Below are 15,779 nucleotides of genomic sequence, written 5' to 3' on the forward strand. Positions count from 1 at the left end.
CCATCCCGCCGCTTCTCCGTGGCGCCGATGATGGATTGGCCGCATTTTACTGCAAAGCCTTGAAAATAAAGGCTTTCAGATCACCATACCAAACCGCGTACCATTTTTGTACCAACCTGATGTGAACAGAGTTTTACTTCGACACCTGTTATTCGTTACCAGGTAGAACACGATCTAATTCCTACCAGCGATTTTACTTCCTTGCTAGCTAGTCAGAAGTAATACGACTGAGAATTGAGATCAAGCAATATCCTATCGCGAATTCCTACCAGCTTGTTCACGTCATCTCTCCACCACTTTTTATTATTCCGCAACTGATTCTCCATATCACTTATGGATTTATCCATCAGCTTTGAGATCGAACTTTGGTACCGAGAACGCTCTTTTGGCAAATCTTTGAACATCTGTGAAAACACCATTTTCTGCTGATGCGTTTCGAGATTTGAAACACCTGCCTTTGAGACCACATCTACAAAATCAAAAGCAGCTGCGGCATGACCTCGCGACAAATCTTCCAAATCGGCGACTGTACAATATATTACGTCATCCAACGACAAAGGGGATTGGGGATAATTTTCTTCAGCCCACCCCTCAAGTCCTTTATCAACATAATCCGAAACCCACCTACCGCCATAAATACCAAAATCCATATGCGTAACTACAAGCAGCGAGAATTTTTTACCGGAAAACCTTTGCGTCTTACCCAAACACCAAGCCGTATGAAACCCTTGCTTAATTGCCTTAATAAAACTTTCACCCAGCAACTTTTTAAGCAACTCAGGGTCAGTTGCCGTTTTAACTATAGGACTAGGCTCAATAGCCTTGCTCTCAATTAAAACAACGTGCTCATCGCCCTCAACAAGAAAATCGATGACCTTACCCTTTATACCATTAACCCTGTAGAACTCAGCAATATCCCTTCCTTCTTTCCAGTATTTAATCCCTGAGTGATGCAGCACATCATCAACGTACCGCTCAAAATCCAAACCAAACTTATCCTTAAACCCCTTCACCTTTTTCAAAGCCGTCGGAACATATTGCGCCATACTCGAAAAAAACATATCTATATCATAAACCAGCAAGTCCGTACCATTTATCAATATAGGTCGATCTTTTAAAGGAGTGTCCTGAAAGAACTCGCCACCGCAAAAACCCTCTAACCTATGAGCCTCAAAATACAAGGGAAGGTCAGCAGTCCGAATACCAGTCAATTTCAAATATCTTAATAAATCTTCAAAAGGAACGCTAGGACAAAGATAATAAATCGCGCCTATCAAATTAAGATCAACCACAGAATGAGTATGAGCCAGCGCTACAGTGACAAAGTGCATTGATATCTTATAAAAAGAATCCAAGCTTATGCCAGCAACCGACTTGAACCCCTCCTGATACCAAGGATCCCTCGAAAAAAAAGCACCCTGCCTTATAAAATCTAAGTAAGTATGATCTTTCTGCGCCTGATACCACAGTTGCTGTAGCATCATCGGCCTTAGCTTAAGCACAACATCACCCCCAGCCAAGCCCGAAGCCTCAAATTGCAATCTATGAAGCTTACTAGCAAGCCTAGCAAATGTGCTAGCATCCATACGTTTGTTTCCTGATGGAGCAAGCAACGCAAGTTTAAGCAAAAAGAACTGGACCCAGGGGAGACGCTGCAGCATATCTTTCTTGTCGGCTTTCTCCACCTGCAAATTTTTAAAAGCTGCCTCGATGACGGTAAAATGATCATAGCCTGACAACTCGCGAGACAAGGCCTTCACTTTATAGGAATAGCGTGTTTCAACCATAATCTCCTCCCACCAAGTAAGCACAGATATTTCCATACATCTGGCGACCCACTGAATCGCCGTACAGAACTTCTCTTACTCCACCCGCTCATTCAACTACATTATGCGAATCAGTCTAGCCAATCTGATAGGGATTTGAACCCGCCCGCGAGGAACATCAGACCGCATCCTAACGACCCGAACGGCACAAATGGAGCTATACGGCCCTATTGCGGCCCCAGATTTTCCCTAAACTTGCCCTAAGCGGTGACATAGGTTCGAACTCTTTTTGCCCCCCTCATACAAGAAAATCTTTGGTTGGGCGGTCTTTTGTGGAACGACGCAGATGCTCATGACGCTTTGAAACTGCCTGCAGATAGCACTGATCGCAGCACGCATCTTCAGCAGAGGAGACTATGGCCGAGCTGCTTCGCATCGAGTATCGACCACAGACACAACGGCATACCCAACGCCCTTTTCGGTCAGCGGAGAGGCCTATGACCGTGAACCTTCCAAATCGCGCTCCCGTATGATTTTTGAACGAGGGGTTTGATTGCGCCGCATCGGGAACTGGCTTAATAGCCAATGGCAGATCAGAATCCAGACTCGTGCCAGCTGCCTGGTATTCAAACTGCTCACCCTTTGCGACCACTCGTGCAGCCACTGCGTCAACGGGCTTATCATGACCTGCTTTCATTGATAACTTACCTTTATCTCCGTTACGTTTCAGTGCGCAGCAGCGGGTTCATCGAAGAAGGAAGCCTCCTTCCACCGCTCATCAAGTAGCTCAAGCTTCAGGAGCCTTGCCTGAAGGAATCTGGCCACCTTCCGGAACACAACGATTGCCGGTAGCTCGACGTCTCCATCACTCAGATAGATCTCATGTTGAATCGTCCGGATCGGATCACCTGCTCTCAACTGCCCTACCGGAACAGACTGCATGCCGATAATTTCGCGTACCTTGAGACTGGGCCCGTAAGTCGCAATTGCGTGCTTTCCGTTGTTGGTAAGAGCTTGACAAACACCAAGCTCAGGGCAGTCAATAATGAGACTTTTCTTGAACTCATCAAGCTTTCCTGTTGGACACACCAGTTTTTTCTGCTCACGCGAAAGAGCCGCCCATGCCCAATCGACGACATGCCATGCGGTCACAGCACTGTTGAAAGCACCGTAGGTCGCAGCCGTTACCGCCGATAGCCCCTTGCGACTCTTACTCTGAGCGATCGCCAACTGCATCAACTCCCAATGCAGCTTGAAAAGCATATCCCCAACAGACCTAACACCTATAACCTTAGATCCAATATCAGCTTGACTAACTTTCCTACTCATTTCCCCCTCCCCTGACCCGAGCCATTTTGCAAAGTTTCTATCTAGACAAACGCATGAACAAGCTCTATCGCATAAGCAAATTTATAGAAAAGTCGGTGGTATATTAATAGTGCCTCGCCCCCCCCGAAAACTTCAACGTTTTCGGGGCCTCGATCACTTCGCACATGGCGGTGCGATAAGGATTTGAACCCGCCCGCTGCCGGTTTACGGCCTGGAAAGGCCTAGAATGTGCCCTAGATTTGCCCCAAATCCCAATGACGTGGAGCATGCCCATGGACGAACTTGCCGGAGGCCTGACTGACTCGTCAAATTTAAAATATCCCTTCACCCAGCAGAGATTTACCAAGCCTCTGCAAGCGCCTCCAGCTCATTTTTCTCAATCACGTGAAGCCCCAACAGCATGCAGAGCTTGATACCCACCCCACTAATCATGGAGCCTGCTGGTATTAAGAGTCCAGGATGGTAGATATTGGCAGCACCGCCCTTGGCTTCAAAACTGAATTCGCCAACCAAACTTTTTTGATATAGCTCCAAAGCTTCAACGGTAATCGCATGCGATTCTGGATGCATAGCATCTTGTTCTGCCCAACGTTTACTTCTCACCTTAAAACTTGAAATATCATTTATTAGCTGCAAGAGACAAAATTGCCGATAGGTCAGTCCCTCAGCCATTACCAGCAAGTAGTTTGCTTCCGATTTTTTTATATATGGTGCAAACACTAAATTTGCGAAGAAATTGGCAAGGTATGGGAGCTTGAGCTGTTCGTGCTCATTTTTCGCAGCCAAAAGAACACCTTCAAAAACTTCCTCCGCAGGAGAAGGGTTACCGTTCAACTCAGTAAAAAAACCGTCATCACGCCTTTCTCGCCACAGTAGTTCATCGCGGATTTTGTCTATTGCCAAGGCAGCAACGCCAGCGACGCGCTGACTCTCTCTAGGAGACAATGATCTCTGAGCCAGATCATTCAAAACGATTTTGCATGACTCCCCTACCACCGCCCCGATTGCACTTCCTGCCATAGTACCGGCTGGCGAAATGAGGGAGCCCATTGCTGCACCAACAGCCGAGCCGGCTATACACACCCCGTGATTTAGTAATTTCTGAAAATCGCTCAAACCAGGATTCCCCACACGTAAAATCCCTATAGGCGCTTGATAGCCGCCCCCTTCCTAGTCATCAAGCGGTAGCACATCCGCTACGAAAATAGTACTCATAGAGCCAGATAAAACACACCCCGATTGTGCTGGAGTATTGACGAAAAAATGCGCCCAAGCCCCATACGCAAAGGGCTTGGGCGCATTTCTCCACCTGCCGGTGAAGAGTCCAAAGGGCATAGAGGGGCATGGAATGGCGCTCAGTTTGCCCCATTTTTGCCCCATGATCTGAACTGCCTTCCTACCGGACTCGCCATAGCTGATCGATCCGAGTGGTGTACGAACGACTCATCATCTCGCGCCGCATCCCCCAGTCGGGGCTGTCGGGGACGCTGGCCGTGCGCATCGTCCCTCGGCCGTACTTGCCGTTGATTTCGTCCAGCATCGACATCAACCGATCGCAAGCCACCGGCTGCGTCACGGCGAACAGATCATCGCTGAACTCCCCCGGCTGCCGCAGATCCATCAACAGAACTTCGGCCTTGCTATAGCGGAAACCTGAGCGGTAGACCTGCCCCGCCGCTTCGGTGGCCGCCCTGGTGAGCAGTAGCGTGTCGTTGGTTGGGTATGGCAGCTCAACCAAGGCGCCCTTGGCATACTTGGCTTCGTCCGGATTGAACATCCCGGTACGGATGCTGACCCGCATACGCTTGCATACCGATCCCTGGGCGCGCAGCTTCTCCGCTGCTCGCGCGGTGTAGGTGGCCACCGCCTGCTTGATCGGTGTCAGCTCCGTCAGCCGCTTGCCAAACATCCGACTGCAGCAGATCTCCTGCTTCGGCGGGTCCGCCTCATCCAGCTCGAGACAGGGCGTGCCGGCGAGCTCGCGCGCGGTCTTCTCCACCACCACGCTGAATTTGTCGCGCAGCATTCGCGGGTCGGCCTTCGCCAGGTCCATGGCCATGCGGATGCCCATCGCCTCGAGGTGCGCCGTCATTCGCCGGCCGATGCCCCACACCTCTTTCACCTCGGTGTTGCGCAGTACCCAATCGCGCTTGAAGTCATCAGTGATGTCGACCACCCCGCCCGTATGCGCCTGCAGGCGCTTGGCAGTGTGGTTGGCGAGCTTTGCCAGGGTCTTGGTGCGTGCGATCCCCACACCGACGGGGATACCGGTACAGCGCAGCACCTTGGCGCGCACCTCCCGGCCGAACTGGGTCAGGCTCCCCTGCACGCCCGTGAGGTCAGCGAAGCATTCATCGATCGAGTAGACCTCGGCCGCAGGCACCATCGACTCAATCAGCGACATGACCCGCTCGCTCATGTCGCCATACAGGGCATAGTTGGACGAGAACGCCACGATGCCATGCCGCCGCAGCTTCTCTCTGGCCTGGAAATAGGGCTCGCCCATCTTCACGTAGGGCTTGGCATCGTATGACCTGGCAATCACACAGCCGTCGTTGTTGCTCAGCACCACGATAGGCGTCTTGGCCAGATCTGGCCGGAACACGCGCTCGCAGCTCGCGTAGAACGAGTTGCAGTCAATCAGCGCGAACACCTGGTCACTGGGCATGATCGCGCACGCTGTAGCGAACCACACCCCAGATGACCAGGTCGTCGCCTTCCATGACGTGCCGCGGTGGGTAGGCGGGATTCTCCGATTGCAGGATCAGCACGCCGTCGCGCCGGTACAGGCGCTTGCACACGGGCTCGGCGTTGATCGCGGCGATCACGATGTCGCCGTGCTCGGCCTCCTTGCTGCGGTCTACGATAAGAAGATCGCCCGAGAAGATCCCGGCGCCCTGCATGCTGTCGCCCTCCACCTGCACCAGGTACACGTGCGGGGCACGCAGGTCGAACAGCTCGTCGAGGGAGATATGACGCTCCAGATGATCCGCCGCCGGTGAAGGGAATCCGGCCGGTACACGGAACGAATACACCGGCAGCAGCGCAGGGCCACCCGTCGGCGCGCCCAGGAAGGTGATGGTCATGGCAGATCAACTCAAATGAATAGCTGTATATTCATACAGTAAACTGTCAGACCGTTCCTACGTCAATGCGCGGACGCGAGGCAGCCGACAAACGAGCGAGGTGTGGTATGTGCGGGAGGTACTCGATCTACGAGAGCATGGACGACTACCTGAGGCAGCTGGCCCTCGATCTGGTGGTCATCAATGGGTACGACCATGAGCGGATCAACCGGTACAACGTGGCGCCCTCTACCCGGGTAGAGCTGATAAGGCCAGCGCCCGGAGGGCTGAGCGTCGATCGAGTGAAGTGGGGATGGTCGCCGTTCTGGGCGAAGGGGAAGCGGCCCGACCCGATCAATGCGCGGGCCGAGACGGTGATGACGGGGAAGTTCTTCAAGTCGCTTTGGCCGAATGGCCGAGCCTTGGCGCCGGCGAATGGCTGGTTCGAGTGGATACCCGATCCTGCGGACCCGAAGCGCAAGCAACCCTACTACATCCAGGCTGCGGACGAGGCCCCGCTGTTCTTCGCGGCGCTGGCAGAAGTCCACTCGCGCATCGAACCAGATGAGCGCGACGGTTTCGTGATCATCACCGCAGCAGCTGACCAAGGCCTCGTCGATATACACGACCGCAAGCCTCTGGTGCTGAGCCCCGAATTAGCTCGGGAGTGGATAGACCCAGATACCTCGATTGAGCGTGCAGTAGAAATCGTGGAGACAGGGTGTAGGCCGACCACCGACTTCCAGTGGTATCTGGTAGCGAAAGACGTGGGTAATGTGCGAAATCAAGGTCCGCAATTGATAGCCCCCTTAACCGAAAAGGTCTCCTAATGCGTACCGTTGAAACATCCAGATATCAGAAGATATCTTTAACTATCTTCAAGCCATCTAACGATAGACAAGCAACTTTCATCATTTACCAAGGTTGCGCAAGCGATACAAACGACACAAATCACTTAACAAACTTAAATTGCGCAAATTACGCAACCTAAAACCCTTCAATCGAGAAACTTTCTGAAAGCCACACCCCCCTTGACACAGGCGGGGCGCGGGCTAGCGGGGATCCAGAAAAATCTTGAAGTTAAAGCATTGACAAAAAGCAAAGCTTATCGCTCTAATCTCCAGGCAACTTACAGCAACGACTAACCCAGCAAATTCAATTCTGCTGGGCAAGCCAGCTCAGCCCGGAGAAAGCAATGCATACCACAGACCTGATCATCATCCTCTTTATTGAAGTTGTGCGTTTGCTTCAATACATGCAGCTAGAAAAGCTGCTGCAGCTCTGACGGTTGCCAGTTCATGATTACCAGCTCACCGGTCACATCGGCCTTGCCCTGCCTCTGGTTGGTGTTGCTATAGCGGATATCCAGGCACTCAAAGTGGAAGCCATCGAAGGCCCGCCGGATGTCCGGGTGATCGTTGATGCTGACCATCACCCTGCCCTTGCAGCGCCGCATGAAGTCAGCCATCCGCTCGTACTCCTCGAACGGGAAATCGACGCCGTAGCCGGCGGTCTGCCAGTAAGGCGGGTCCATGTAAAAGAACGTATGCGCTCGATCGTAGCGCTCGGCGCAATCGTGCCAGGAAAGGTTTTCGACGTAGGTGCCGGCCAGGCGCTGCCATGCGGCCGACAGGTTTTCCTCGATGCGCAGCAGGTTGATAGCCGGTCCCGTGGTGGCGGTACCGAACGTCTGCCCGGTGACCTTTCCGCCGAAGGCGTGCTGCTGCAGATAGAAGAAGCGGGCGGCGCGCTGGATGTCGGTCAGCGTCTCGGGGCGGGTCATCTTCTGCCACTCGAAGATCTGGCGCGAACTGAGCGCCCATTTGAACTGGCGCACGAACTCCTCGAGGTGGTTCTGCACCACCCGGTACAGCGTCACCAAGTCGCCGTTGAGGTCGTTGAGCACCTCCACCGGAGCGGCCTGGGGCCGCATGAAGTACAACGCGGCACCGCCAGCGAAGACTTCTACATAGCATTCATGAGGGGGGAAGAGGGGGATCAAGCGGTCGGCCAAGCGGCGTTTGCCGCCCATCCAGGGGATGATTGGAGAGGTCATTGATTGCAAGTCTTTACTGTATGGATGAACAGGTGTTAGGCTCGCCGCGCTTTGTGCACAAGGCAGGGGCCACGGCTGGACTTGCAGGAAGGGTCTGCGGGTTCGGCGAGCCAGGCTGGATGTTGACGCATCCACCCAGCTCGCCCCTTTTCATATCTACATAGCGAATCCTCAAGGAATGGGCATGGGTAAGAGATCTACAAACTTTAAGGAAGACACTCTAAAGCTCATAAAGCAGCTTCCAACAGAGCTATCTCTAGCAGTGTTACTTGGAGCGCTTCCCATTTACTTGTTCAGCAAAAGCTCAGAAACACTAGACGAGATGGTTTCAGGGCTTTTAGCCATCGGGCCTATAATTGATTACTACGCATGGATGCTCGCCCCCTATGCGCTTTTGATCATAATGAAATACATAGTCCGATTCGGCTCGGACCGAGGCAAGCTGACATTTAACTTCATTCACAAGATCGTTGCAGAAGCAGGAACCGGCTTCCAAACCATCCTCAGAACAGGCTCGGGCGTCGCAATTGGTGCTTTGCTGTTACCGGAAACAGTAATCGCACCCACCAACGCGCAGTATTCCATGCTCTACTGGATGGCGGTTATGCCGTTGATTTTCAGTTGTGCCATGTCCATGTTCAGAGACGAAGTAATGCAGCGTACCGAACGCCGAGCCTATAAAAACCCTTTGAAGTTAGACGTGAAGCGCCCTAAAAACTAACGAAGTAAAGTTTTAACATATGCCTGACAGGCTCTCAGCGCGATCAGTCCTCGATCGCCTTCGTCGGTGATGGCGATAATTCGTCGAGCATGCGCTGGGTCAAGTTGGGCGCGTAGGGCTCCATCCACCACGCCTCCGGTGCCGGCGGGCGCTCGCACCTCACCGCGACAACCCTGGGCGGCAACGGATCCGGCGTCGACCAGGACTGACAGCCGCAGATCAGCAGTAGCAAGCCGGTCGCGCAGGCGAGCCTGAGCTTGTTGAGCATCGTTCATCTCCTTCCAGTGGGTTTGGTCCTGTGCCTGCAGGCGATCTTCCAACGCGCGCCTGGCTGCCTGCTGCTGTTCGAGCTGACCGAGCACCGCCACCGCAGCACCCTCCCGCTCCCGGCTATGCTCCAGATCCTTTGTCGCAAGCCGCTGCTCGTAGCCTGCCGCCTGCGTGGACAGCTCGTTGGCCTGCCACAACCAGGCAAGCCGTGCGCCGACCACCGCCCCGAACACCAGGGCCAGCAGGGCTAGCCGCGATTCGAGGCCCATCAGATCAGCACCTGCTCGGCACGCCTGTAGATCGCCAAGCGATCCTCCTGGCCATTCAGGCCACCGTTGATGCGGCGCGTGATGGCTTCGAACGCCGACGGCCCCTTGTCGGCCAGCGAGTTAAGGCCCGCCTGATGCCAGAACCACCCGGCCGAGTCCGCGGCATGCTCAGGGCGCTCGAGGAGTTCGGGGTAGGCCAGCAGGTTCAGGCCCAGGGCCTCGCCGCAGCGCTTGTAGTTGTCGTGGCCAGTGACCTGAATCAGGCCCCGGCCGCGGTACTTCTGGCCGTCACCGTCCGCCTCGGGTGTGTTGCCCAGGCGGGCGGCGAGCTTGCCGGTGTCGTACTTGCTCAGGTACTGATCGCCGCCCAGCTCGCGAACGTAGCGCAGCTGGCCCGACTCATGGCCGACCTGGGCGAGCCAGGCACGCTTGCGAAAGAGAGTGACGATCCCCCACTTCACCATCGCCGCATTCAAGACAGGAAGAAAAACGCCGGCTTGGGTGCCGGCGTTGGGGAGGATCTGCTGCAGCTGCTTGAGGGTGACTGTCATCTTGATTCTCCTGTTGTGGCCGCTCAGGCCGGGTTCACCGCGACCACCTTCAGTGGCTTGTCGGATTTGGTTTTCTTGCCCTTGCCTTTGGCCTTGCCCTTCTTCCCGCCGTTGCATTCCACCGCGGTTGACCAGCCAGAGGCATCGAACGTCTGCTCGACGCTGTCGACCAGGTACTGCCCATCCAGCCCATCCTTGAAGCCCTGGGCGTTGATCACTCGTTCAGCGAAGAGATCGGTTCGTCCAGCCAGCTGCAGGCGCACGCCGGCCGTGCTGCGATTGAATGCGGCGAGCTTGGCTTTGGCCGCCTGCTGGGCTGCCGACTTGTTCGGGTAGATGTGTCGATCGGTGTGTACGCCTGGCAGGCCGGTGGGGGCGTCCTCGTTGCTCAGCTCGATGACGGCCAGCGCTCCAGTTTTCTTGTCCTGGTGCGTGGTCTTCACCGCCGCCTGCGCGTTGCGATCGCCAAGCCTGAACTGCCACCGGCTCACATCCGCCGGGGTAATCGTGACCGTGCCAAAGGCTTTGCCGCTGGCACTCAGGCTGGCTTCCCGGGGCATGACCAGCAGCTTGCCGTCGGCCACCTTCGCCGTGCAGTCGTACTGCTTTGCCAAGCGGGTGATGAAGTTGAAGTCGGATTCGTTGCGCTGGTCGACGCGATCGACCTTCGTCTGCACCGGACAGACCGGAGTCCAGCCATTGCGCGCGGCGATGTCGCGGACGATCTGCGACAGGGGCACGCCTTCCCAGCTGCCACTGCGTGTGGTCTTGCCGGTGCCGCGCATGTCGCTGGCCTTGCCCCTGATCACCATGGTGCGGGGCGGCGCCGAGACCTCGATCTCGTCGACGGTGTATCGGCCCAGGCGAGCCAGCGCCTGGCCAACGTAGCCCAGGTGGACCTCGATCCGCGCACCACGCGCAGGCAAAGCCACTGCGGCGTCGCGGTCATCGATCCGCAGCTCGAACTCGTCGGAGTCCATGCCGGGCTTGTCGGTGGTTCTCAGCAGAATCAGTCGGTCGTTGATCAGCATCGTGATGTCCCGGCCATCAGCGACGATGCGGAATGTGGGTTGCATAGCCCCTCCAGAATGAAAGAGCCCCGCACTGGGCGGGGCTCGGTGTGGTGCGATGGGTCATCCCCACAGCTCGATTGTCTCGATCGACGGTGCTGCCAGCTCGGGCAGCACGATAATCACCCCGGCGCGGTAGGGCTGCGGCTCATCCGCCAACCCCGGGTTCTCCTGCAGCACCAGCTCGACGGTGCCGTTGAGGTACCCGTAATGCTGGTAGCACAGCGTATCCAGCAGATCCCCGTCAGACGTTCTGCATGTCATTGCCATAACTCACGAACTCCAGTGAGAAACCCTGCTTGCGCGGAATGCCGCCGGCCAGCAGCGCGCCCTGTTCTTCGTCCAGGCTGGTCAAACACCAGGTACCCAGCACGTCGCCGTAACCGGTCACCAGGCTGACCGGGTGCAGCCGGTGGACGATGGTGCGCAGCGCATCCAGCTGCTTGATCCCGCCCCTGCTGGTGAAGATCACCCCCTTGAGCGTGATCTTGTCCTCGCCCTGCCCGACCGCCTGCTGCGCAATGGTTCGCGTCAGGCGCTCCTGGCCGGCCCAGCGCGCCGAGGTCTGCCGTCGCAGCTCGTCAAAGGCCGCGGTATCGAGGTTGAAGTAGTACGGCTGCTGCTTGGCATCGAGCGGCTGCAGGATCAGCAGGTGCGGGAATGGCTTGATAGCGTCGGCTGCCGGCGCGGCCAGCGGCGCGAGCGCGCTGGTCGGCAGGATGTTGGCCAGCGTAGGGCTTGCCTGCCCCGCGATGCGGCTAATCGCCGCCGAGGCCCTGCCGGCCTGCTCCTTCAGGGAGCCGATGCGGTCTTGCACCGCTGCCGCTCCGCTTACTACCTGGCTATAGGTTGATGCGACCTGCCCCACTGAGGACTGGGCCGCGTTGATGGCTCGCATCGTGCGCTGCAGCTTCTGGCCGAGGGCCGGGCCAAGGACTGGCAGGTTCTCAAGCTCCGAGGCAGCGCCGGTCATGTCACCGACAGCACCGGTCAGCGGGCCGAGCATTCCGTCGAGGCTGGTACGGCCAGCCTCCCCCGCCGCAATCAACGACGAAAGCGTCGATTGCATGGACGCCATGTAGGCCATGGCACCTCCTTAAACGTGAGGTTGATCGAAGAGCTGACCAGCGGCCTGGCGCGCCAGGCTTTCCCGTGACCAGGTTTCCCAGCTGTTGCGGATCATCCCCTCGAGCGAGCGGAACACCTGCTGCGGATCCTTGACGTCACCCTGAACCGTGATCGGCATGTTGGGCATGTAGGAGAACTGCTGGTCGACCTTGGGCGGGTCCGCTTTCGGCTTGGCCTGCTCGAGCGCCTGCGTCACAACGGGCGCCGTGGGAGCGGGCGCTGCAGCTGCGATCGATCGCGCGACATCCCCTGGCGCGGCCTTGTCCTTGTCGGCCTTCGCCACCTGCTCGTCTTCGCCGAACAGCTTCTTGCCCAACCAGCCGCCCAGGCCCTCACCGCCGAGGCCACCGATCGCAGCACCGATGGCACCACCAATCGCCGTGCCAAAGACGGGCACAACAGAACCGAGCGCCGCACCTGCAGCACCGCCCGCCAGCGCGCCGGCCAACCCGCCCGCCGCGCTGCCGTAGCCCTCGGCCTTCTCATCCTGGGTTTTAGCGTTCATGGCCGTCTCGACCACGGTCATGCCCGCATCGAGGACCTTCCCGCCTGGGAGCCTGCCGACCACCTTCGACACCTTGCCGACTGCGCCCATCATTCGGCCTATCCGCCCGACCTCCGCTGCAGCCGTCGCAGCACCTGCGGCCACCACACCTGTCGCAGCCCCGGCTCGAGCGACTCGGCCGACAGCCGCTGTAGGAGCAGATCGACGCGGCGCAGGCCCACCCCGGCCCCTGCGCGGCTGCCGGCGGCGCCGTCGACCACCCGGCTCGCCCACGCCGGCCGATGAGCCAAACCCGCCGAGGTCCTTGGCGTTGACGACAAACACACGCTGCGGATCGCTCGCGAGGCCACCACGATCATCGTTCGCAGCACCCGCGCCGAACACCTTGCCTAACGCGCCGAGGCCTGCATCGACCACCGGATTGCCCGTCTCCGGCATCTCACCCTCGCCACCGGCGCCACGCCCCATCCTTCGGCCACGTGCGAGGTTGAACACCCCACGCCCGATCCTGAGCGCGCTGCGGGCCGTGAGGAACGCCATGACCGCCGCACCAACGCCCGAAATGCCCATTACCAACCCAGGCAGCTTGTCCGACAGATAGGTGATGCCATGAGCAATCTTGGTCAGCCCTGTCGCCAGCAGATCAGTGGCCGGGCGGATCGCATCGCCAATGCTGCGCATCGAGTCATCCACGGCCTGGCCCAACTCGCTCCACTGCTGCTTGGACGTTTCCCGACGCTCGGCCAGGTTCTTGTCGAGGATGCCCCCTACCTTTTTCGCATCAGCCGAATCGGCCTTGAGGGTGTTGTACAGCCCCCGGTTCTGCGCGTAGGCCGTGAGCGCCGCCTTGACCTGCATGTCGGCGAACACATCACCGGTACGCAAACTCCTTTCAAGCGCCTCGAGCGACGCCTTGACCTTCTCCGGGTTAGCCTCCTTATCGATGTTGGCCTGGGCGTCCTTCATCGCCTGGGCCTTCTTCGGGTCGGTCTTCTCGACGTACTGCATGGCCAGGCCCATGGACGCCTCAATGACGTTCATGCCCTTTTGCAGGCCCGTGTTCAGCGACTTCTGGTAGTCGATCCCGGCCTTTGCATAGTTCTTCTGGATATCACCGGCGCCGATCTTCTCAATCCAGTTCTTGAAGTTGTTCGCCGCCTCGTCGGCGCTGCCAGCGGTCTTCATCTGCACCTGCAGCATCGAGCCCAGCGACGTCACCGCATCCAACCCGGTGACACCATTCTTCTCCATGCCGGCCAGCAACTGCGGAAACCACCTGGCCATGTCGGACGCTTCGAAGCTGCCCGCCTGCCCTTGGTACGCGATGGCCTCCAACGCCTGCTGCATGACCTTGGGATCGGTGATCTTGGCGTTCTGCTGCAGCGCCTGGATCATCGCCGCCGTGTCGACGCCCGAGGAGCCTTGGCCCACGGCGAATTTCGCCGCCGTCGGCGCATAGGCCGTGGCCTTGTCCACCTCCATACCGGCACCGACCAGCTGGTTGATCAAGTCCGCCACGTCGTTACGCGACATCCCGGTATCACGCGCGGTATCGATTACCGCCCGGCTGAGCTGGGCCTCTTGCGGCTTGTTGACGATGTCCGACTTGATCGCGATGTCACGGATGATCGCTTGATAGTCCGCACTGATCTTCGTTGGGATCGCCGCCAGACCCGCGCCGACCACGGTGGCACCGATGTTGGACTTGAGCGACGACTTGCCCGCATCGATCTGCTGCCGGCCTTTGTGCTGCAGATCTGCAGCTTTTGCCTCGCGCCCGAGTCGCTGGTACTCCTTGGACAGCCGGCCGACCTCGACGCCCTGTTTCTTCAACGCCGCGAGATTTCCATCCAGGCGCCGCTGCAGCCCGGAGGCCGCCGCCGAGCCGCTGTCGTGCGCCTTCTTCCATTCCTCCCGGAGCTTGATAGTCTCGCCGATCGTGTTCTTCAACACCTTAGCGCGGCTGCCGCTCTCCTCGAGCTTTTTGATATGCCCTTTGGCAGTGCCGAATGCCGAACCCAGCGACGCAGCAACGGCCCCACCGATTTCCAGCGCGATCGCCAGCTTTGCCATGCGCTACCCTCCTGCAGGCTCAATCCGTGAGCCACCAGACGATGTCCATCCACGACATCGCCGAGATCTCGATCGCCGAGAAACCCAGCTCCTTCGCCAGCCGCTTGGCCAGTTGCTTCTGGAGCCGCGGGTCAAAGTTCGTCGTCTTGCACCAGACGAAAATAGCCGGTCTGAAGGCGGGAATAGTCCTTCAGGGTCAGGCCTTCCAGGTCCTTCACACCGACCTCGGCCAGGGAGGCGAACAGGTTCAGTTCGCGTTGCTCGTCGTCACCGTTGGTGAGTTGCTGTGCAGCGCGGATGTCGCGCACCGTCGGCGCCCGCAGGCTCAGCTTGTCCACCTGCACGCCATTGCACTCGGCTGGCCTGCTCAAGGTGACGATGACGCGGTCGGCTTCAACCTGCAGATAAGCGGGGATCTTCTTGCTCATGGGGTGTTGTCCTTGTCTGTGAATGCGTTAGAGGCCTAGGGCCTGGCGTTGCTGGGCGAGCTGGTCGACGCCGTCGATCACGCGCTTCATACCCAGCGCATCGATCTCGTAGATCAGGCGCCCGTCGACCTCGAGCTTGTAGTAGGTCACCGCGACGTTGTGCTTGATCTCGGCCTTGTCGCCCGACTTCCAGTCGCCCATGTCGACCTCCTTCAGCGCGCCGCGCAGGGTGACGATCACCGGGGTGATCTTGCCCTTGAAGCCCTTGAAGGCGCCGCGGAACGTACCGTTGAAGGCGGTGCCGTCAGCCAGGCCGAAGAACTTCAGCGCCTCCCGGCGAATGCCAGTGGTGGTGAAGGCGGCCTCTTGCTTCTCCATGCCCTGCTCCATCTCGATCGGCATGTCCATGCCGCCCGGGCGGTGCTCCTCCATCTTCAGGGTGAGCTTGGGCAGGGTCAGGCTGGGCACGTCGCCCTGGAAGCTGACGCCGTCGACGAACAGGTTCAGGTTGGCCAGGGTTTCGGGAATCATTGCCATGCGGGTCGCTC

16 protein-coding genes are annotated in these 15,779 nt (G+C 57.9%); 2 read left to right on the forward strand and 14 right to left on the reverse strand.

Annotated features, from left to right (window positions below):
- Window positions 1-212 precede the first annotated feature (212 nt).
- From ACVWY1_RS05745 to ACVWY1_RS05765, 5 genes are all read right to left on the reverse strand, one after another.
- Entirely contained in the window at window positions 213-1,787 is a 1,575-nt protein-coding gene (locus ACVWY1_RS05745; protein ID WP_457377923.1) for a hypothetical protein, read from the reverse strand.
- Window positions 1,788-2,492: 705 nt separating this feature from the next.
- Entirely contained in the window at window positions 2,493-3,095 is a 603-nt protein-coding gene (locus ACVWY1_RS05750) for a hypothetical protein (protein ID WP_457377924.1), read from the reverse strand.
- Window positions 3,096-3,434: 339 nt separating this feature from the next.
- The gene (locus ACVWY1_RS05755) at window positions 3,435-4,211 is read right to left on the reverse strand and encodes a hypothetical protein (protein ID WP_457377925.1); all 777 of its coding nucleotides are present in this window, start codon (window positions 4,209-4,211) and stop codon (window positions 3,435-3,437) included.
- Between the two features lie 280 nt (window positions 4,212-4,491).
- Window positions 4,492-5,763, reverse strand: a complete 1,272-nt coding sequence (gene umuC, locus ACVWY1_RS05760; RefSeq protein ID WP_457377926.1) for a translesion error-prone DNA polymerase V subunit UmuC — start codon at window positions 5,761-5,763, stop codon at window positions 4,492-4,494.
- Window positions 5,753-6,181, reverse strand: a complete 429-nt coding sequence (locus ACVWY1_RS05765; protein WP_050704511.1) for a LexA family protein — start codon at window positions 6,179-6,181, stop codon at window positions 5,753-5,755. The genes umuC and ACVWY1_RS05765 overlap by 11 nt, the downstream gene beginning before the upstream one ends.
- Window positions 6,182-6,288: 107 nt before the next feature.
- Here ACVWY1_RS05765 and ACVWY1_RS05770 point away from each other — a divergent pair, with 107 nt between their 5' ends.
- On the forward strand, window positions 6,289-6,990 hold the full coding sequence (locus tag ACVWY1_RS05770) for an SOS response-associated peptidase family protein (protein ID WP_457377971.1): 702 nt from the start codon (window positions 6,289-6,291) through the stop codon (window positions 6,988-6,990).
- 431 nt (window positions 6,991-7,421) lie between these two features.
- Here ACVWY1_RS05770 and ACVWY1_RS05775 read toward each other — a convergent pair whose 3' ends face one another.
- Window positions 7,422-8,216 carry a DNA adenine methylase gene (locus tag ACVWY1_RS05775; RefSeq protein ID WP_457377927.1) on the reverse strand — a complete coding sequence of 265 codons (795 nt, stop codon included), beginning with the start codon at window positions 8,214-8,216 and terminating at the stop codon, window positions 7,422-7,424.
- Window positions 8,217-8,400: 184 nt separating this feature from the next.
- Between ACVWY1_RS05775 and ACVWY1_RS05780 the strand changes: the two genes are divergently transcribed.
- Window positions 8,401-8,937, forward strand: coding sequence for a hypothetical protein (locus ACVWY1_RS05780; RefSeq protein WP_457377928.1), 537 nt, complete (start codon window positions 8,401-8,403; stop codon window positions 8,935-8,937).
- Here ACVWY1_RS05780 and ACVWY1_RS05785 read toward each other — a convergent pair.
- The 8 genes from ACVWY1_RS05785 to ACVWY1_RS05820 form a co-directional block, all read right to left on the reverse strand.
- Window positions 8,934-9,476 carry a lysis protein gene (locus ACVWY1_RS05785; RefSeq protein ID WP_457377929.1) on the reverse strand — a complete coding sequence of 181 codons (543 nt, stop codon included), beginning with the start codon at window positions 9,474-9,476 and terminating at the stop codon, window positions 8,934-8,936. The genes ACVWY1_RS05780 and ACVWY1_RS05785 overlap by 4 nt on opposite strands.
- Entirely contained in the window at window positions 9,476-10,027 is a 552-nt protein-coding gene (locus tag ACVWY1_RS05790; RefSeq protein WP_457377930.1) for a glycoside hydrolase family 19 protein, read from the reverse strand. Before ACVWY1_RS05790 ends, ACVWY1_RS05785 begins: the two co-directional genes overlap by 1 nt.
- A gap of 23 nt (window positions 10,028-10,050) precedes the next feature.
- The gene (locus ACVWY1_RS05795) at window positions 10,051-11,103 is read right to left on the reverse strand and encodes a phage late control D family protein (RefSeq protein WP_457377931.1); all 1,053 of its coding nucleotides are present in this window, start codon (window positions 11,101-11,103) and stop codon (window positions 10,051-10,053) included.
- A gap of 57 nt (window positions 11,104-11,160) precedes the next feature.
- Window positions 11,161-11,367: a tail protein X gene (locus ACVWY1_RS05800; RefSeq protein WP_457377932.1), complete on the reverse strand. Its 207-nt coding sequence runs from the start codon at window positions 11,365-11,367 to the stop codon at window positions 11,161-11,163.
- Complete coding sequence (locus ACVWY1_RS05805; protein WP_457377933.1) at window positions 11,342-12,184, reverse strand: phage tail protein; 843 nt, start codon at window positions 12,182-12,184, stop codon at window positions 11,342-11,344. Before ACVWY1_RS05805 ends, ACVWY1_RS05800 begins: the two co-directional genes overlap by 26 nt.
- Window positions 12,185-12,193: 9 nt before the next feature.
- Window positions 12,194-14,803 (reverse strand): phage tail tape measure protein, encoded by a 2,610-nt coding sequence (locus tag ACVWY1_RS05810; protein WP_457377934.1) that lies wholly within the window; start codon window positions 14,801-14,803, stop codon window positions 12,194-12,196.
- Window positions 14,804-14,934: 131 nt separating this feature from the next.
- Window positions 14,935-15,231, reverse strand: coding sequence for a phage tail assembly protein (locus ACVWY1_RS05815; protein ID WP_457377935.1), 297 nt, complete (start codon window positions 15,229-15,231; stop codon window positions 14,935-14,937).
- 27 nt (window positions 15,232-15,258) lie between these two features.
- On the reverse strand, window positions 15,259-15,768 hold the full coding sequence (locus ACVWY1_RS05820) for a phage major tail tube protein (protein ID WP_457377936.1): 510 nt from the start codon (window positions 15,766-15,768) through the stop codon (window positions 15,259-15,261).
- Between the last annotated feature and the right edge of the window lie 11 nt (window positions 15,769-15,779).

It is taken from the genome of Pseudomonas sp. TE6288 (assembly GCF_054062095.1).